Raw genomic sequence first — 13,996 nt, forward strand, 5'->3', positions numbered from 1 at the left:
TTCTATGCGTCAACTGCAGTTAGATATCGAGCCTCAATTAGATGCACGGATCAGTGATTTTTCTGGTCCGGGTTGGGGGCATGTGATTGATGCAGTTCGACAGCTTCATGCAGGATTGGTCAATCGCTTTTATGTCTATGGTGGTGCGGGCACAGGCAAAAGTCATTTATTGTCTGCAATTTGCGATTCCTATTTAGAAATTGGCAAATCAGCTATTAAAGTATCCTTACTTGAATTATTGGATGCCCCCACTGAAGCAATTACCTCTTTAGACCGTTATGATTTGGTTGCTTTAGACGATATTGAAGCGATTAGTGGTGTACCACATTGGCAACGTGCGGTGTTTCACTTAATCAATTACAGCAATGAGGTTGGTGGTCAGTTGGTGTTTTCATCACGTTTTGCACCGATTGAATTAAAGCTTGAATTGCCCGATTTGCAATCACGTTTGACGCAGGCAGTGAGTGTTAAAGTGCCTTCAGGCAGTTTGTATGCAGACCGACAAGCTTTAGTGAGTTCCGTGTTAGAGCGTCGCGGGATTATCATCGACCCACAAATTATTGATTATTTGTTGTTACATGGCCCACAGCAGACCTCGATTTTGCTGCAAAGCCTTGAACAGTTGGTGCAATTACTTAAAGGAGAGAAAACGAAATTAAGTGGCGCAAACCTGCGTCAGATTTATGCTTTAATTGACGAATATCGGTAAAAATTAAAATTACTTGAGAATTTGCGCAAGCTATGCCAAATTATTCGGAAAATAATTCGAAGTTGCAGGGAATTTGCAACTAAAGAAGAAAAAAAACAAAGAAAATTACAAGGAGTACGCTTATGCTCAAGCAGAGCATCGGCATTGGTATGCTGTTTATCGCAGGTCATGCATATAGTAGTAATATCATTGTCACCACCACTGCTGACACCAAAGCAGATGATCAACAATGTTCTTTGCGTGAAGCCATTGAGTATATTAATTTAGGCATGCCCGAAGAAGGCTATTTGGGCTGTGGCGGCAAAAATGCCTCAAGTGTGATTTTATTAGAAAAGAAAGCCGTCTATCAAATTGATACTCAACTTAAAATTACAGAAAACCTTGAAATTAAAACCACCTATGACAGTAGTCTGAATGATAAAACTGCCCCAGGTTTGAATAATGCCACGATTCAGATGCGCGGCAATGAGCGAATTTTCCACATTGAAGATAGCAAGGATCGTTTCTTAAAAGTTTCTTTAAAAGAATTAACTTTACAGGGCTGCGGTGAGGAACGCTGTCGTCAGCAACAAGGTGGTCTGATTTATAATAATGAACATTTAATTTTAGACTATGTGAAACTGAGTCAGGGTGTAGCCAATCAAGGTGGGGCAATTTATAACCTCGCACAAATGACTGACGAGAAGATCCCTGCAGGTTTTATTGAGATCAAAAATAGCTTGCTTGAAGCTAACCAAGCGCAGGAAGGTGGCGTCATTTATACGCAATTCCCACGCTTTGTGATTACAACTTCAGTATTTAAAGGCAACAAAACCATATCAGTTGCTTCAGCCAATCTCTATTCTGCAGCAAGTTTGGCAGATGAAGAAATCAAAGCCTTTCCTAGTATGGGGAATATGATCGTGAGCAGTACTTTTACTGCAAATGAAGGCTATGTCATGAATGTGCTGGATGATATTGGTGTCAATAACATTAGCTTGATTGGTAACAGCCGTGGTGTGTATCTCAACGCACCTTTGGGTAAAGCCTATATTGCCAATAGTGTGATTTTGGGTAATCCACATCCTGTGAGTGTGAATACTGCAGCAAACTGTGTGCAAGCAGGTTCAGATGCAACAAGATTGCAAAATAATTTAGTCGGCGCAGGCTGTGGAGCAGGCGATAGCAACTATCCAAATACGCTATGGACTGCAAATTCGGTGCTTGCAGGTAATCTGCTTGAAGGTGCATGCCAAACCCTCAGTCAAGATAAAACGGCACTCTTTTGTCCATATCAAGTTCCTGAAAACTCATTCTTGGGCTTTATGCGCCCACGCGTATTGCTCAATTATAACAGCCTGAAAGATTCTGTGGTGTTGAATCAGGGGCAATTACAACTGGGGGATAATACGGTAGTCGGTTGTGCTGCTTCAGATCAGCGCGGTAAAAACCGTCAGTCAGATATTACCTTATGTGACCGTGGTGCAATAGAGGTGATGGTTCCTGAAACTATGGGGCTTATAGGTCAAGATATTTTGGCGGGTCAAATTGCTAAAATGTCGGTGAGTGATTTGTTGGGTGATAGTGATTTGGTGCCTAAAGAATTTTGTGATCAAGTCTATCCAAACAATCCGACAGGCCAAGCATGGCAAGCAGGTTGTGTGCAAATTGAGCAACTCGATACACGTTCTAAAGGAAAATTGACCGTAGATGAGTTGGGGAATTTGGTATATACCCCAGATTCTGCTTGGCATGGTGCAGATGTTTTTAAAATTAAATTAGTCACCAGTACCACACGTTTTAACAGCACAACACCTTATATGGAAGTGAAAGTCCAAGTTATTCAAGAACATGAAAATCGTATGGAAAGCGATAAAATAAAAGTTTCTGGCGGTGCATGGAGCGCTTACGGATTAATGGCTTTATTGGGCTTGTTGGGTTTACGCCGTAGAAAAGCATAAAGGATGAATATGAAAAATAATAAAAAAACACTATTAGGGATAATGGTGCTGTCTGCTATGTCGCTTATGGCAGCAGATAATCGTGTGATTCAGGTCACGACTTTTGAAGATCAAAATGGTGAAGACTTAAGCAAATGTTCATTACGTGAAGCGTTAGTTGCGGCCAAGCAGAATATTGCGTTCGGTGGATGTAGCGCAGGCAATACCAACCGTGGTGCAACCGATATGATTCAGTTGCAGGCTGGGGAATATATCTTAAACTCAGAATTACGCCCGCAATCTATGGTGCGTATTTATGGGGCGACAGCGGTCGACTATAACCAAGTAGATCCAATTACACATCGTTATCCTTCAATTGCACCGTTAAAAACCACTATTAATGCACATGGCAATAGCCGCATTATCAATACTTCAGATACCCAAGCCAGCGTGGCGCTATACGATGTCATTCTAAAAAATGGGAATGCCCATGGTGGTGGTAATGCAAACCCTGCAGATGCAGGCAAGGGTGGTGCATTATTTGTGGCAGGCCCATTAGCTGCGAACAATGTCGAAATTCAAAATTCGCATGCAGAACAAGGTGGTGCAATTTACGTTGTTGCTCATCAAGCGGAGCGTCAAGTCAATTTAGAGAATGCTTATATCCATGCGAACCAAGCCAAAGTAGGCAGTGTGTTGGCAATGGATTGTAGTGCTAACTTGGTCAATACACGCTCTATGGTGAAAATTGACCGCAGCAGTATTGTGAAAAATGGTGCTGCAAATAGTCTTAGTACTTTTGATCTTTGCGGCCAACCAGATCTTGCGTTGACTGCCAGTACGATTGCACAAAACCAAGCTGATACCAGCAAAGGTCATATCTTTAACTTAAGTAATGCAGAAAATCATCCGCTTAGCACTTTGTCACAGGTGTATTTGCAAAGTAATACCATTGTTGAAAATAAAGCATTGAGTACTTTGTTTTATGACAATTATCCACGTATTGTCCTCTCTTTTAATATGTTGGCCTTTAACCAAGGTAAATCTTGTCGTTATGCATTCCCTGCGAGCTTAGAGCAGGCGCGCAACATCAACACAATTCGCAATGCCTTATTCGCAATGGGATCAGCGACAGAGCAAGGCGAGTGTGATTTGCCTGAAACAGCAAATAGTTCTTATGATGGTGCTAAAAATTTGGATTTGACAGGGCTTAGCTTTGATCAAGTATTGCAGCCCTTGCAAGAACCATCTGCTTATAATTTATTCCTGCCGTTGTATTATCCAAAACTTGGTTCAGACCCTGCGAAAGATTTGATTGATGTAAACAGCATGGGGTGTAGTGATTATGAACAACGTGGTTTAGCGCGGGTGAGTAATGCAACTTTAACTTTAAATCCTGATGCAAAAAATACCTGTGAAATTGGCTCTGTAGAAGTGATGCGCTTAAATGCAGCCGATATTCAAAGCTTGCGTAATGTCTCTTATGAAAGTTTATTTGCCAATTATCAGCAACAAATTGACCGTATTCAGTCTGCGATAGATCAAAGTAAAGATGCTGCATCTTCGGTCGTTTCTCAATCGCGTACTGATTTGAAAACGATGCAGGATTTGTTGGCGAATACCAAAGCTAAGCAGCAATATCGTGCCATTTATGTTGATCCATTTGCGATGGCATTAAAGCAAGATGAACCAACTGCAGATGGGAAATTTGTTCAGTTAAGACAGCTTAATTCTGACAACTTTAGCATTAGCACTGAAGTATTGGGGATTGGTGCAATTTCGGGTTCAGGTACCACATTTAGTACCGATAAATTGACCCAAGATCCACTATTCAAATGTGAATGGGATGCACAGTTGCAACGGATTGTGATGTATCGACTGAATGATAAAGTCACAGAAGCAACCGATTCAGCGTATTGTAAATACACCATTACCTCAAAATTGGACAGTAATTTGCATTCTTCGGGCTTACTTGAAGGTAAATTTAGCAATATTGCCCCAATTGCAAAAGATGATCACATACGTATGGAATATGGGTCAGACTTGAAAGTTAGTTTTAATCCATTGGCGAATGATAGCGATGGTGGGGATGGTTCTATCAGCACTCTGAAAGAAAATACCAATAAGCCTGCATTCTATAAAGATAGTACAGGACAAGAACTGGCAATTCGTTTTAAGCAACTGCCTTCAGGTGTGATACTTACGGCAGATCGTCAAGCACCTTGTCCAGGTGATTATAAACGTGAAACCTGCTATGGAGGCAATATTCAGGTACAAGTGCGTAATAGCTTTAGCCCATTTGATTATGAGCTGAAATACACGATTTTCGATCATGAACTGGAATTATCGCCTGAAGCGACCATTACTTTAGAAAATACAGCGAAAAATACCAATTATGAAGCCAGTGGTGGCGGTGGGGGAAGCTTAGGTTTCTGGGGTATGTTTGGTTTAATCGGATTGGCGTTCTATCGTCAACGTCCAAGAAAATCGTAATCTACCGACTCTTTATTGCAAAAGCCTCATCTGTTTTACACGATGAGGCTTTTGTTATTGGTGACTTCAAGTACTTTCTATTATCCATGAACAGATAAAATTAGTGACTCATTGCAGGCTGCTGATATTTAAGAATGTATTCCTGACGAATTAAAGGTCGTTGTTCAGGTGTTGCTTGTTGCAAGCGTTGTCCTAATTCACGACGTTCTTGCGTGCTCATTTTTTGCCAAGTTTCACGCATTTTTTGTTTTTCGCTATCAGGCAGTTGAGTAAACCAATCCATCCGCTGCTGTAAAGCTACGCTTTTTTCTGCAGGAATTTCTTTTAAGTTTTGATAGCGCTTAATTAAGGCCAATTGTTCTTCTTCAGAAAGAGTTTCCCAGGTTTCTGAAATTTGCGTATCTGCATCTTTGGAAAAAATCCAAAAACGCTCAAACCCTGCAAAACTGGTTTGTAAAAAACTGAGCGCACAACACGCAATCACAATTCGTTTAGCTGCCATGTGGAACTTTGTCCTCACCCAACACCATTAACATTTCTAAATCTTCCACCATTTGTGGAGAAAGTTTAGGAACAGATACAGCTTGATTCTGCGGCTGTGTGGTCATTTCCATTGAATTTGGCAAGACCACAAAACCTGCAATTGCCGCAGCCAATGCAAAACCTGACATTTTCCAAAGCCCATAGCGCGATGTTTTCTTGTCTTGAATATTGTCCAAGACATGATTCATGACCGCGGCTTTGTCTTGATGGTGGCGAGCCAATCCATCAAGTTTAGATGTCACTTGTTTTAAGAAATCATCTTGTTTCATTCTGATGATCCTCCCAGATACGGATTCATATGTGCCAAACTGTTGCGTAAAGCTTGAATAGCACGGTGATAATGCGTTTTTACACTGCCTTCAGTGCAGTTCATAATTTGTGCGGTGGTTTGCGTATCAAAACCTTCCCAAGCACGTAACATAAAAGCTTGTTGTTGCCGCACAGGAAGCCCCGCAATTGCTGCCTGAATTTCTTCTACAGTCACAGCTTGATCTAAAAACTCTGCAGGATTGAGTGCTTGCTCATCGACAATATCAAGTTGTTCAACATCGTCATCATCTAAACTGATTTTTTTGAACCATGAAAACGGTTGAGCGCGGCGAGCTTCTTTACGACGCCAATCTTGTAATTTGTTATTTAAAATGGTGTAAAACAGGGGATACCATTCCTCTGTGGCTTTGTCAGCATAAGATTTATGCAAGGAAATAAAGGCTTCTTGCACCAAATCCATAGCAATGCCGTGCTGTCCTTGCGTTGCACTTTCCATCATCACTAAGGCACGCCCCGTTACGTCTTGCATGAAATTCTTCAGACGTTGCTCAGCCGTACTCTTAAGAGCACTCAAATTTTCCGAGTGTGACGACTTCGGGTTTAAATCCATAGAGATGGAAAATCCTGTCATTGGATACCCACCATTATTTTTAACATCATATTTTTATAACGCTAAAAACAATGGTTTGGTTGACATTGCAAGTTATTATTTTCAGTCTAATCTATTTTTTTTGCAGGGCTAGTCTTTTTAAAATAAATTAACCATTTACAGACGTTGGCGTACCATTTCAAAGAAACAGATTGAGCCTGCAATTGCCACATTCAAAGATTCCTGTCCACCTGGTTGTGGAATACTTACCGCTTCTGCATGCTGTAAGGCATAATCGGACACACCTTGACCTTCATTGCCTAGAATCCAGACGCAAGCCTTACGCAGATTTTTGGAATAGAGACTTTCTGCATGGTGTGAACTGGTCACATATACAGGAATCTGAAATTGTGCTAAGACATCTTCGAGTTCAATATTTTCAAAGGTATGCAAGCTAAAGTGTGCGCCCATGCCTGCACGTAACACCCGTGGCGACCAAAGTGAGGCAGAACCTTTGGTACAAATAATTTGTTCAATACCTGCTGCTGCTGCAGAGCGCAATAAGGTGCCGACATTACCCGGATCTTGCACATTTTCTAAAATCAGTGTGTCTGCTTTAAAGTCTAAAGCTTGGCTTGAACTTGGCACGTCGACAATGGCTAAACAGGCAAGGGAAGTGCCTAAAGTGCTTAAATCTTTATATAAAGATTCGCCAATGACAAAGACCACGCCTGTGTATTTAGCCAAAATACGCTCATAGTCAGGATGGCTTAGTGCATGTTCGGTGGTAAAAATCGAATTGATTTTTTTATTTTCATGTAACCACGCCAGACACAAATGTGTACCTTCAAGTACCGTTTGTCCCTGTTTTTTGCGATAGTTATTTTGTTCAATTAAACCACGTAAGTGTTTAATTTTCGGGTTATCTTTTGATTCTAAAAAAATCGTAGGCATGCGATAAAATCCACAGCAGTCAGCGAATGGCCGACTGCTGTTGTTAAAAATTATTGATGGTAGCTGCTGACCAAATCGACTTCATTTTTTGAGCCAATGATGACAGGCACACGTTGATGTAGGTCTGTGGGTTGGATGTCTAAAATACGCACACGACCTGTGGTTGCCGCACCGCCTGCTTGTTCCATGAGCATACTCATTGGATTGGCTTCATACATTAAACGTAAACGACCTGCTTTTTTCGGGTCTTTTAAGTCGTATGGATACATGAAAACCCCGCTACGGCAAAGGATACGGTGAATATCGCCCACCATACATGCAACCCAACGCATGTTAAAGTCTTTTTCGCGTGGCCCAGTTTTACCAGCCAAAAGCTCATCAATATAGCGTTTTACAGGTGCTTCCCAATGGCGTTGGTTTGAAGCATTGATCGCGTATTCTTTTGTATCGGCAGCAACTTGAATGTTGTCTGCAGTCACCAAGAACTCTTGGCTTTCTGGGTCAAAGGTAAAGAATACCACGCCTGCACCAACAGTGAGCGCCATCATGGTAGATGGGCCATACAGGACATAACCTGCAGCAACTTGTTGTGTACCTGCTTGCATAAAGTCTGCAGCTTGGGTCACGGCATTTTTTGCAGGTAAAATTGAGAAAATAGTACCCACACACATATTGATGTCGATGTTGCTTGAACCATCCAGTGGGTCAAATAACACTAAATATTGACCATTTTCCTGAGCAGGAGTGAATTCGTCTAATTCTTCCGACGCCAAACCACCCACATTAGGATGTTTTTGTAACGCATCAATTAAATAATCATTTGAAATAACATCTAATTTCTTTTGTTCTTCGCCTTGTACGTTTTCATTTTGCGCACTGCCTAATACGCCCGCCAACGCACCTTTTTGTAATGTTTGGTCAATTGTTTTGCAAGTATTGGCAATGGTTTCAATTACTTGAGCAAGTTCGGTTGTTAAATTTCCAGTTTGTTGTTGTAGAAATTGGGAAAGGGTGCGGTATGACATGACTGGAAAACTCCGAATGACTGCAAAAATGAGGATAACAATATGCTGCAATAGTTTAGATGAGAACGCGTTAAAAGAAAAATTAAACTCGACTATTTGCTGTGATTTTACCCTTGCAAGTCCTGCAGAAAGTGCTATGTTGATGTGAAGGATTTAATTTGAGATAGGAGCACAGATATGACAACGTTAAAGTTTGATGCGACTCCAACGCCAAGCGAAGGGATTAGTTTAGACGATATTTCTGAGGACAAGATGAAAGCCGCTTGGAAAGATTACGAGTCTAAACCTGAATATAAAAAGTTTAACAAGCATGATTTGATTGAATCTATGCAAACTGCAAAAGCTGATGCCGAGTCGGAATAACTGAAGCAAAGCTGTATTTCTGCACTTATCTGTTAGTTTTTAAAATATTCGTTTGCCCAGTTTTTTATGTCATAAAAAAGCGCCCTTGTAATAAAGAGCGCTTTTTTCGTATTGGGGAAACACGTTCTAAACGAGTTTTTCCCAAACAGCAAATTATTATTTCAATAATGGTGGAACAGCTTCGTAGTTAATTTCTACGCGACGGTTTTCTTTCCATGCATTTTCATCATGTCCAGGGTTGACTGGCATTTCTTTACCATAGCTCACTGCTTCAAGCTGACCTGCGTTAACGCCGCTGGTGATTAAGAAGCTCTCAACCGCTTTGGCACGACGCTCGCCTAAAGCCATGTTGTATTCGCGTGTACCGCGTTCATCGGTATGACCTGTAAGCGCTACTTTAGAGTTGGCATTCGCCATTAGAAACTGTGCATGTGCTTGTAGGGTCTGGTAATCATCATTAGATAATTCGCTGCTGTCGTAGTCAAAATGCACCACGCGCTTTGCCAAGAAAGCTTTGTTGGCTTCGGTTACACCTTTGGCAGATGCACCTGCAAGGTTTTGTGCATTTAAAGCTGCATCTTCACTCAAACCTTGGGTGTTGACTGTAGTTGCACCACTTGGTGTTTGACCTGCTTGTGAGTCAGTCGTTGGTTTGCGGTTTGCACAACCTGTCATCACTAAAGCCGATGCCAAAACAGGGAGTACCAATAATTTAACTGCGTTCATCCTCATCTCCATGAAGCTTGATTTTTGGTTTTAAAACAGAACTGAAAAGTGTTTACCTTGCGGGTACTCATTATTTTGGTGCCCACGCAGGTTCACGCACTTCACCTTGTTCACTAGGTAAGTTCATGCGAAAGCGACCATCTAAAGACATAATCGATAATAAGCCACGAGCACCTTCGCGTGTCGCGTACACTACCATTTGCCCATTTGGTGAGAAGCTTGGCGACTCATCCAAACTGGTTGGGGTTAAAATATTGGTGATATTGGTGTTGATGTCTTGAATTGCGACTTTGTAGTTACTGCCACTTGGACGATGTACCAATGCCAGTTTACGACCGTCGGCACTGAGCGTACCACGTGCGTTAAATGCACCGCGGAAGGTTAGGCGTTTGCTGCTGCCTGTGGCAAAGTCATAACGATAAATTTGTGCGGAACCACCACGATCTGAAGTGTAAATAAATGATTTACCATCTGGTGCATAACGTGCTTCGGTATCAATCGCACTGTCATTGGTCATGCGTCGCAGTTCACGGGTGCTTAAATTCATTTGATAAATTTCTGGATTGCCATGCATGGATGCGGTAAACAACATGCTTTGACCATCTGGTGAGAAGCTTGGAGCACCATTTAAACCACGGAAACTGGCTAATTTTTCACGCTGACCTGTCGCTAAGTCTTGCACATAAATAGCAGGACGCTTGGTTTCAAACGACACATAGGCAATTTTTTTGGCATCTGGTGTCCACGCAGGCGATAAAATAGGATCACGCGAAGTCAAAATAGTTTTAGGCTGTTCACCATCAGTATCGGCAATTTGCAGGGTATAGCGTTGTTCAGGTGTTGCAGGGTTGCGCAGTACATAAGCAATGCGTCCGCTAAAGTCACCTTTAATGCCCGTGAGTGCTTCATAAATGGCATCACTGATCATGTGTGCAGCAGAACGTACGCGTGACGCAGGCACGCTTAATAATTCATTCAATAAGTATTGCTGTTTTTGCACATCATAAAGTTGGTAATGAACTTCATAACCGCCTTCTGCAGTGGCTTTGACATTTCCCGTCACCACATAAGGTACACCTGCGGCTTGCCATGCAGCTGCATTTGGATTGTTCATGCTTGCAGTTGCAGCAAGGTTTTTAGATGAACTGGTGAATTTGCCTGAACGGTTTAAATCGTTTTCTACAATAGGATAAATACTTTGATCATTGCCAAACGGCACAATCGCAATTTTAGGTGCTTCTTCTGGTGCTTTGGCAATTTCTAAATGCAGTTGTGCAAAAGATTGTGTGCTTAAAACTGGGCTAAGCGCAGTTAAAATAGCAAGACAAAGTAGGTGTTTACGCGTTGTTTCCATCATTCGCTATTTTCTCAAATCAACATAACTTTTTTGGATGTAATTGTGGTACATAATGGCATGCTTTGGTAGGAATGAAAGCATGAATTTATAATAAAACTGTTATAACACTGTGAAAATTTAAATTTATTTATACTCACGAATATTTTGAGAAGGAGTTAGCCGAATAGATGTTATTCGGCTAACTGGTAACTTATTGTGCTGTAAAGGTAGAGGTGAAGCTACGTGCTTCGCGTCGTGCCTCTGAGTCTGACGGCATCGGATAAGGCGCAGCAGCACGAACGGCAGCCTCTACACTGGCCTTCATATCAGGATCGCTAGAATTAACCACGACAGACTGAACTGCACCACTGTCACTTAAAGTCACACGAGCAGTTGCACGTTGACCTGAAGAACCTGCTGGGGTATCCCATGCTCGTCTAATTTTATTTTCAAAATCACGTTTAGCTGTGGATGCAATACGTCTTACTTCGGCCTTTTTCTGAGCGGCTTCTTCTGCGGCTTGTTTGGCAGCTGAAGCTTTGGCTTCAGCATCGGCACGCGCCTTCGCTTCGGCATCAGCTTTGGTTTTTGCATCTGCTGCAGCTTTACGTTTTGCGTCGGCATCAGCCTTGGCTTTTTCATCTGCTGCAGCTTTACGTTTTGCGTCGGCATCAGCTTTGGCTTTTGCATCTGCTGCAGCTTTACGTTTTGCATCGGCATCTGCTTTGGCTTTTGCATCTGCGTCAGCTTTACGTTTTGCTTCGGCATCTGCTTTGGCTTTTGCGTCTGCAGCAGCTTTACGTTTTGCCTCAGCATCTGCCTTGGCTTTTGCATCTGCTTCAGCTTTGCGTTTTGCTGCTGCATTGGCTTCGAGTTTACGTCTCTCTGCAGCTTCTGCTTTTTTCAGGGCTTCGGCTTCTTTACGACGTACAGCATCTGCTTCAGTACGTGCTTTGGCATCGGCCTGGGCTTTTGCTTTGGCGTCAGCTTCTTGTTGAGCACGTGCTTCAGCGCGTGCTTGTTGTGCTTTTAAGCGTTCAGCTTCTAATTTTTGTCGCTCGGCTATTTGTTTGGCTTCAGCAGCTTGTCGTTCTGCTCGTGCTTGCGCCTCTGCTGCTTGTGCAGCTTTTTGTGTATCAACTTGAGGAGCGGGTGGCGTAGGAGCCGCTGCAGGTGTTGGAATGACAGGGGCAGGTTCAAGAGCAGGCTCGGCTGTTTGAGTAATTTGCTCTGCTACATTTTCATGTGTGGTTTCAGCAGATTCAGTTTCTAATAAGGGTTTTAAATCTTCTGGTTTTATTAATACCGTTTTAATGGGTTTAGGCGGCTCAGGTGCTTTACTCATGCCCAAATAAAGCAAGCCAACCACTGCGATAAGGTGGACACCTACGGTGAACCCAATCGCGATGGCTTTTTGTTGAAAAGGTGGCTTTTTAAAATCTTTCATAAATTACTTTAAAGGCTCGGTCAGCAATCCAACTTGGGTTAAACCCGCATCTTGTAAGTCAGACATTAACGCAATCACATCACCATAAGGGCGTGTATTATGACCGCGAATAACAACCTGAAACTCTTTGTTTTCAGCTTTGGCTTGAATTTGAGCATCGGTCAAAATTTGTTTCAGTTGGGCTAATTCCAAAGGTTCGGCTTTGTGTTCTTTGTATTCTAAAAAATATTGCCCATCTTTATTTAAAGTCACCAAAGCAGGGGCATCTTTCGATTCAATTGGATTACCATTGGCTTGAGGTAAATCGACTTGAATCCCACTGGTAATCATCGGTGCAGTAACCATAAAAATCACCAATAACACCAACATGACATCAATATAAGGCACTACATTCATGTCACTTTTGAGTGGTTTCTTAATGCGCTCGAAGCGTCCTGAGCGTTGAATGGCCATTAGTCGTGATCCTTAGTGTTGCCTAAAGATTGACGTTGTAATAAAGCCACCATTTCTTCGGCAAATAAAGCACGATCAGAATAAACTGCTTCACCTTTGGCGGTGTAATGGTTAAAGGCAAGTACCGCAGGAATGGCGGCAAATAAACCAATGGCTGTGGCAATGAGGGCTTCGGCAATCCCTGGTGCGACTGTTGCCAATGTGACTTGATCGACATCTGCCAACCCAATAAAGGCATTCATAATGCCCCAGACGGTACCAAATAAACCCACGTATGGCGCAACCGAACCAATGCTGGCTAACGCGCCTAAGCCTTGTTCAAGTTGAGCTTGGTCGCGGCTTAAACCGACACGTAAAATACGTTCTGTGCCTTCAATGGTTTGTGGAGCAGGCGCTTGGCGTTTTTTGAGTTTTAAAAACTCACCTAAGCCTTGATAGAAAATATCTTCCAAACCGACACGTTTTGAATTGAGCTGTGCATTGTTGTAAAGCGTATTTAATTCTGCACCAGACCAGAAGATTTTCTGGAAATGCTGATCATCTGCCTGTGCCTTTTTATAGCTCATGTGTAACTTGGCAATCAGATACCAACTGTATAATGATGCTAAAAGCAGCGAGAGCATTACCAGCTGAACAACAGGACTTGCTTGTAAAATAAGATCTGATACTTGAAGAGATGATTCGAGTTGTGTTGCCATAGTTACTACATGTGCCAATTCATTTTTTTAATCTTGTCCTAATTCTTTCAGAATAAGGCTACGAATTTCATCTGGCAGACGACGTGGTTTCATATCTGAACCCAGACAGGCCAATTCAACCTCGCCAGATGCAAGCATGATTTCACCACGATAAATATTTTGTTGCAATACAAATGATGATGCTTTACACGAAACTACACTTGCTGTAACAGTAATTAGGTCATCCATTAAGATTGGACGTGAATATTTCACGTTAATTTTATGTACGACAAAGTTGTAATCTTGTTGATGCCAATAATGATCAACACCCGACGCACGAAGCCATTCGGTACGGGTACGTTCCATAAAGCGAATATGATTGGCGTGGTAAACAATGCCGCCTGCATCAGTATCTTCCATATAGATACGAATTTTAAATTCAAATTTATTCGCCATAATGATGTTCCGCTTCAATGTTGCAAAGTTGTTTGA

Annotated in this window: 15 protein-coding genes; 4 read left to right on the top strand and 11 right to left on the bottom strand. The window is 42.1% G+C overall.

The genetic code is table 11. The features are described from left to right. Nucleotides 1–4: 4 nt before the first annotated feature. From hda to FTT74_RS11095, 3 genes are all read left to right on the top strand, one after another. On the top strand, nucleotides 5–709 hold the full coding sequence (gene hda / locus FTT74_RS11085) for a DnaA regulatory inactivator Hda (RefSeq protein ID WP_004971812.1): 705 nt from the start codon (nucleotides 5–7) through the stop codon (nucleotides 707–709). A gap of 122 nt (nucleotides 710–831) precedes the next feature. Continuing rightward, on the top strand, nucleotides 832–2,649 hold the full coding sequence (gene rbtA / locus FTT74_RS11090; protein ID WP_167845887.1) for a rhombotarget A: 1,818 nt from the start codon (nucleotides 832–834) through the stop codon (nucleotides 2,647–2,649). 57 nt (nucleotides 2,650–2,706) lie between these two features. Then, entirely contained in the window at nucleotides 2,707–5,121 is a 2,415-nt protein-coding gene (locus FTT74_RS11095; RefSeq protein WP_257221853.1) for a CSLREA domain-containing protein, read from the top strand. A gap of 100 nt (nucleotides 5,122–5,221) precedes the next feature. Here the strand turns inward: FTT74_RS11095 and FTT74_RS11100 are convergent, their stop codons facing one another. The 5 genes from FTT74_RS11100 to FTT74_RS11120 form a co-directional block, all read right to left on the bottom strand. Then, nucleotides 5,222–5,623, bottom strand: coding sequence for a DUF3106 domain-containing protein (locus FTT74_RS11100; RefSeq protein ID WP_004971806.1), 402 nt, complete (start codon nucleotides 5,621–5,623; stop codon nucleotides 5,222–5,224). Then, nucleotides 5,613–5,933: a hypothetical protein gene (locus FTT74_RS11105; RefSeq protein WP_004971804.1), complete on the bottom strand. Its 321-nt coding sequence runs from the start codon at nucleotides 5,931–5,933 to the stop codon at nucleotides 5,613–5,615. Before FTT74_RS11105 ends, FTT74_RS11100 begins: the two co-directional genes overlap by 11 nt. Next, nucleotides 5,930–6,544 (bottom strand): RNA polymerase sigma factor, encoded by a 615-nt coding sequence (locus tag FTT74_RS11110; RefSeq protein ID WP_004971803.1) that lies wholly within the window; start codon nucleotides 6,542–6,544, stop codon nucleotides 5,930–5,932. The genes FTT74_RS11105 and FTT74_RS11110 overlap by 4 nt, the downstream gene beginning before the upstream one ends. Before the next feature lie 156 nt (nucleotides 6,545–6,700). Then, nucleotides 6,701–7,477 (bottom strand): RNA methyltransferase, encoded by a 777-nt coding sequence (locus FTT74_RS11115; protein ID WP_004971802.1) that lies wholly within the window; start codon nucleotides 7,475–7,477, stop codon nucleotides 6,701–6,703. Between the two features lie 50 nt (nucleotides 7,478–7,527). Then, nucleotides 7,528–8,502: a class 1 fructose-bisphosphatase gene (locus tag FTT74_RS11120; protein WP_179989045.1), complete on the bottom strand. Its 975-nt coding sequence runs from the start codon at nucleotides 8,500–8,502 to the stop codon at nucleotides 7,528–7,530. Nucleotides 8,503–8,679: 177 nt separating this feature from the next. On the opposite strand from FTT74_RS11120, the gene FTT74_RS11125 reads away from it, so the two are divergent. Then, nucleotides 8,680–8,865 (top strand): NF038105 family protein, encoded by a 186-nt coding sequence (locus FTT74_RS11125; RefSeq protein WP_004971800.1) that lies wholly within the window; start codon nucleotides 8,680–8,682, stop codon nucleotides 8,863–8,865. Between the two features lie 156 nt (nucleotides 8,866–9,021). Here FTT74_RS11125 and pal read toward each other — a convergent pair whose 3' ends face one another. From pal to ybgC, 6 genes are all read right to left on the bottom strand, one after another. Next, nucleotides 9,022–9,591, bottom strand: coding sequence for a peptidoglycan-associated lipoprotein Pal (pal, locus tag FTT74_RS11130; protein ID WP_004971799.1), 570 nt, complete (start codon nucleotides 9,589–9,591; stop codon nucleotides 9,022–9,024). A gap of 70 nt (nucleotides 9,592–9,661) precedes the next feature. Beyond that, nucleotides 9,662–10,945, bottom strand: coding sequence for a Tol-Pal system beta propeller repeat protein TolB (gene tolB / locus FTT74_RS11135; protein ID WP_026438303.1), 1,284 nt, complete (start codon nucleotides 10,943–10,945; stop codon nucleotides 9,662–9,664). A gap of 193 nt (nucleotides 10,946–11,138) precedes the next feature. After that, nucleotides 11,139–12,374 (bottom strand): cell envelope integrity protein TolA, encoded by a 1,236-nt coding sequence (gene tolA / locus FTT74_RS11140; protein WP_167845889.1) that lies wholly within the window; start codon nucleotides 12,372–12,374, stop codon nucleotides 11,139–11,141. Between the two features lie 3 nt (nucleotides 12,375–12,377). Then, a complete protein-coding gene (gene tolR / locus FTT74_RS11145; protein WP_070154130.1) occupies nucleotides 12,378–12,827 on the bottom strand; it encodes a protein TolR in 450 nt (149 codons plus the stop codon). Continuing rightward, nucleotides 12,827–13,525: a protein TolQ gene (gene tolQ / locus FTT74_RS11150; protein WP_179989044.1), complete on the bottom strand. Its 699-nt coding sequence runs from the start codon at nucleotides 13,523–13,525 to the stop codon at nucleotides 12,827–12,829. The genes tolR and tolQ overlap by 1 nt, the downstream gene beginning before the upstream one ends. Before the next feature lie 27 nt (nucleotides 13,526–13,552). Next, nucleotides 13,553–13,960, bottom strand: coding sequence for a tol-pal system-associated acyl-CoA thioesterase (ybgC, locus tag FTT74_RS11155; RefSeq protein WP_004971791.1), 408 nt, complete (start codon nucleotides 13,958–13,960; stop codon nucleotides 13,553–13,555). Nucleotides 13,961–13,996 lie beyond the last annotated feature (36 nt).

Source organism: Acinetobacter sp. YH01007, assembly GCF_013420425.1.
GTDB lineage: Bacteria > Pseudomonadota > Gammaproteobacteria > Pseudomonadales > Moraxellaceae > Acinetobacter > Acinetobacter towneri.

Bases quoted from the DNA above. Each gene is read 5' to 3' on its own strand.
- FTT74_RS11105 (WP_004971804.1), bottom strand. From the start codon at position 5,933: ATGAAACAAGATGATTTCTTAAAACAAGTGACATCTAAACTTGATGGA.
- FTT74_RS11095 (WP_257221853.1), top strand. From the start codon at position 2,707: ATGTCGCTTATGGCAGCAGATAATCGTGTGATTCAGGTCACGACTTTT.
- FTT74_RS11120 (WP_179989045.1), bottom strand. From the start codon at position 8,502: ATGTCATACCGCACCCTTTCCCAATTTCTACAACAACAAACTGGAAAT.
- FTT74_RS11110 (WP_004971803.1), bottom strand. From the start codon at position 6,544: ATGGATTTAAACCCGAAGTCGTCACACTCGGAAAATTTGAGTGCTCTT.
- tolR (WP_070154130.1), bottom strand. From the start codon at position 12,827: ATGGCCATTCAACGCTCAGGACGCTTCGAGCGCATTAAGAAACCACTC.
- FTT74_RS11100 (WP_004971806.1), bottom strand. From the start codon at position 5,623: ATGGCAGCTAAACGAATTGTGATTGCGTGTTGTGCGCTCAGTTTTTTA.
- hda (WP_004971812.1), top strand. From the start codon at position 5: ATGCGTCAACTGCAGTTAGATATCGAGCCTCAATTAGATGCACGGATC.
- rbtA (WP_167845887.1), top strand. From the start codon at position 832: ATGCTCAAGCAGAGCATCGGCATTGGTATGCTGTTTATCGCAGGTCAT.
- tolQ (WP_179989044.1), bottom strand. From the start codon at position 13,525: ATGGCAACACAACTCGAATCATCTCTTCAAGTATCAGATCTTATTTTA.
- pal (WP_004971799.1), bottom strand. From the start codon at position 9,591: ATGAACGCAGTTAAATTATTGGTACTCCCTGTTTTGGCATCGGCTTTA.
- FTT74_RS11125 (WP_004971800.1), top strand. From the start codon at position 8,680: ATGACAACGTTAAAGTTTGATGCGACTCCAACGCCAAGCGAAGGGATT.
- tolB (WP_026438303.1), bottom strand. From the start codon at position 10,945: ATGGAAACAACGCGTAAACACCTACTTTGTCTTGCTATTTTAACTGCG.
- FTT74_RS11115 (WP_004971802.1), bottom strand. From the start codon at position 7,477: ATGCCTACGATTTTTTTAGAATCAAAAGATAACCCGAAAATTAAACAC.
- tolA (WP_167845889.1), bottom strand. From the start codon at position 12,374: ATGAAAGATTTTAAAAAGCCACCTTTTCAACAAAAAGCCATCGCGATT.
- ybgC (WP_004971791.1), bottom strand. From the start codon at position 13,960: ATGGCGAATAAATTTGAATTTAAAATTCGTATCTATATGGAAGATACT.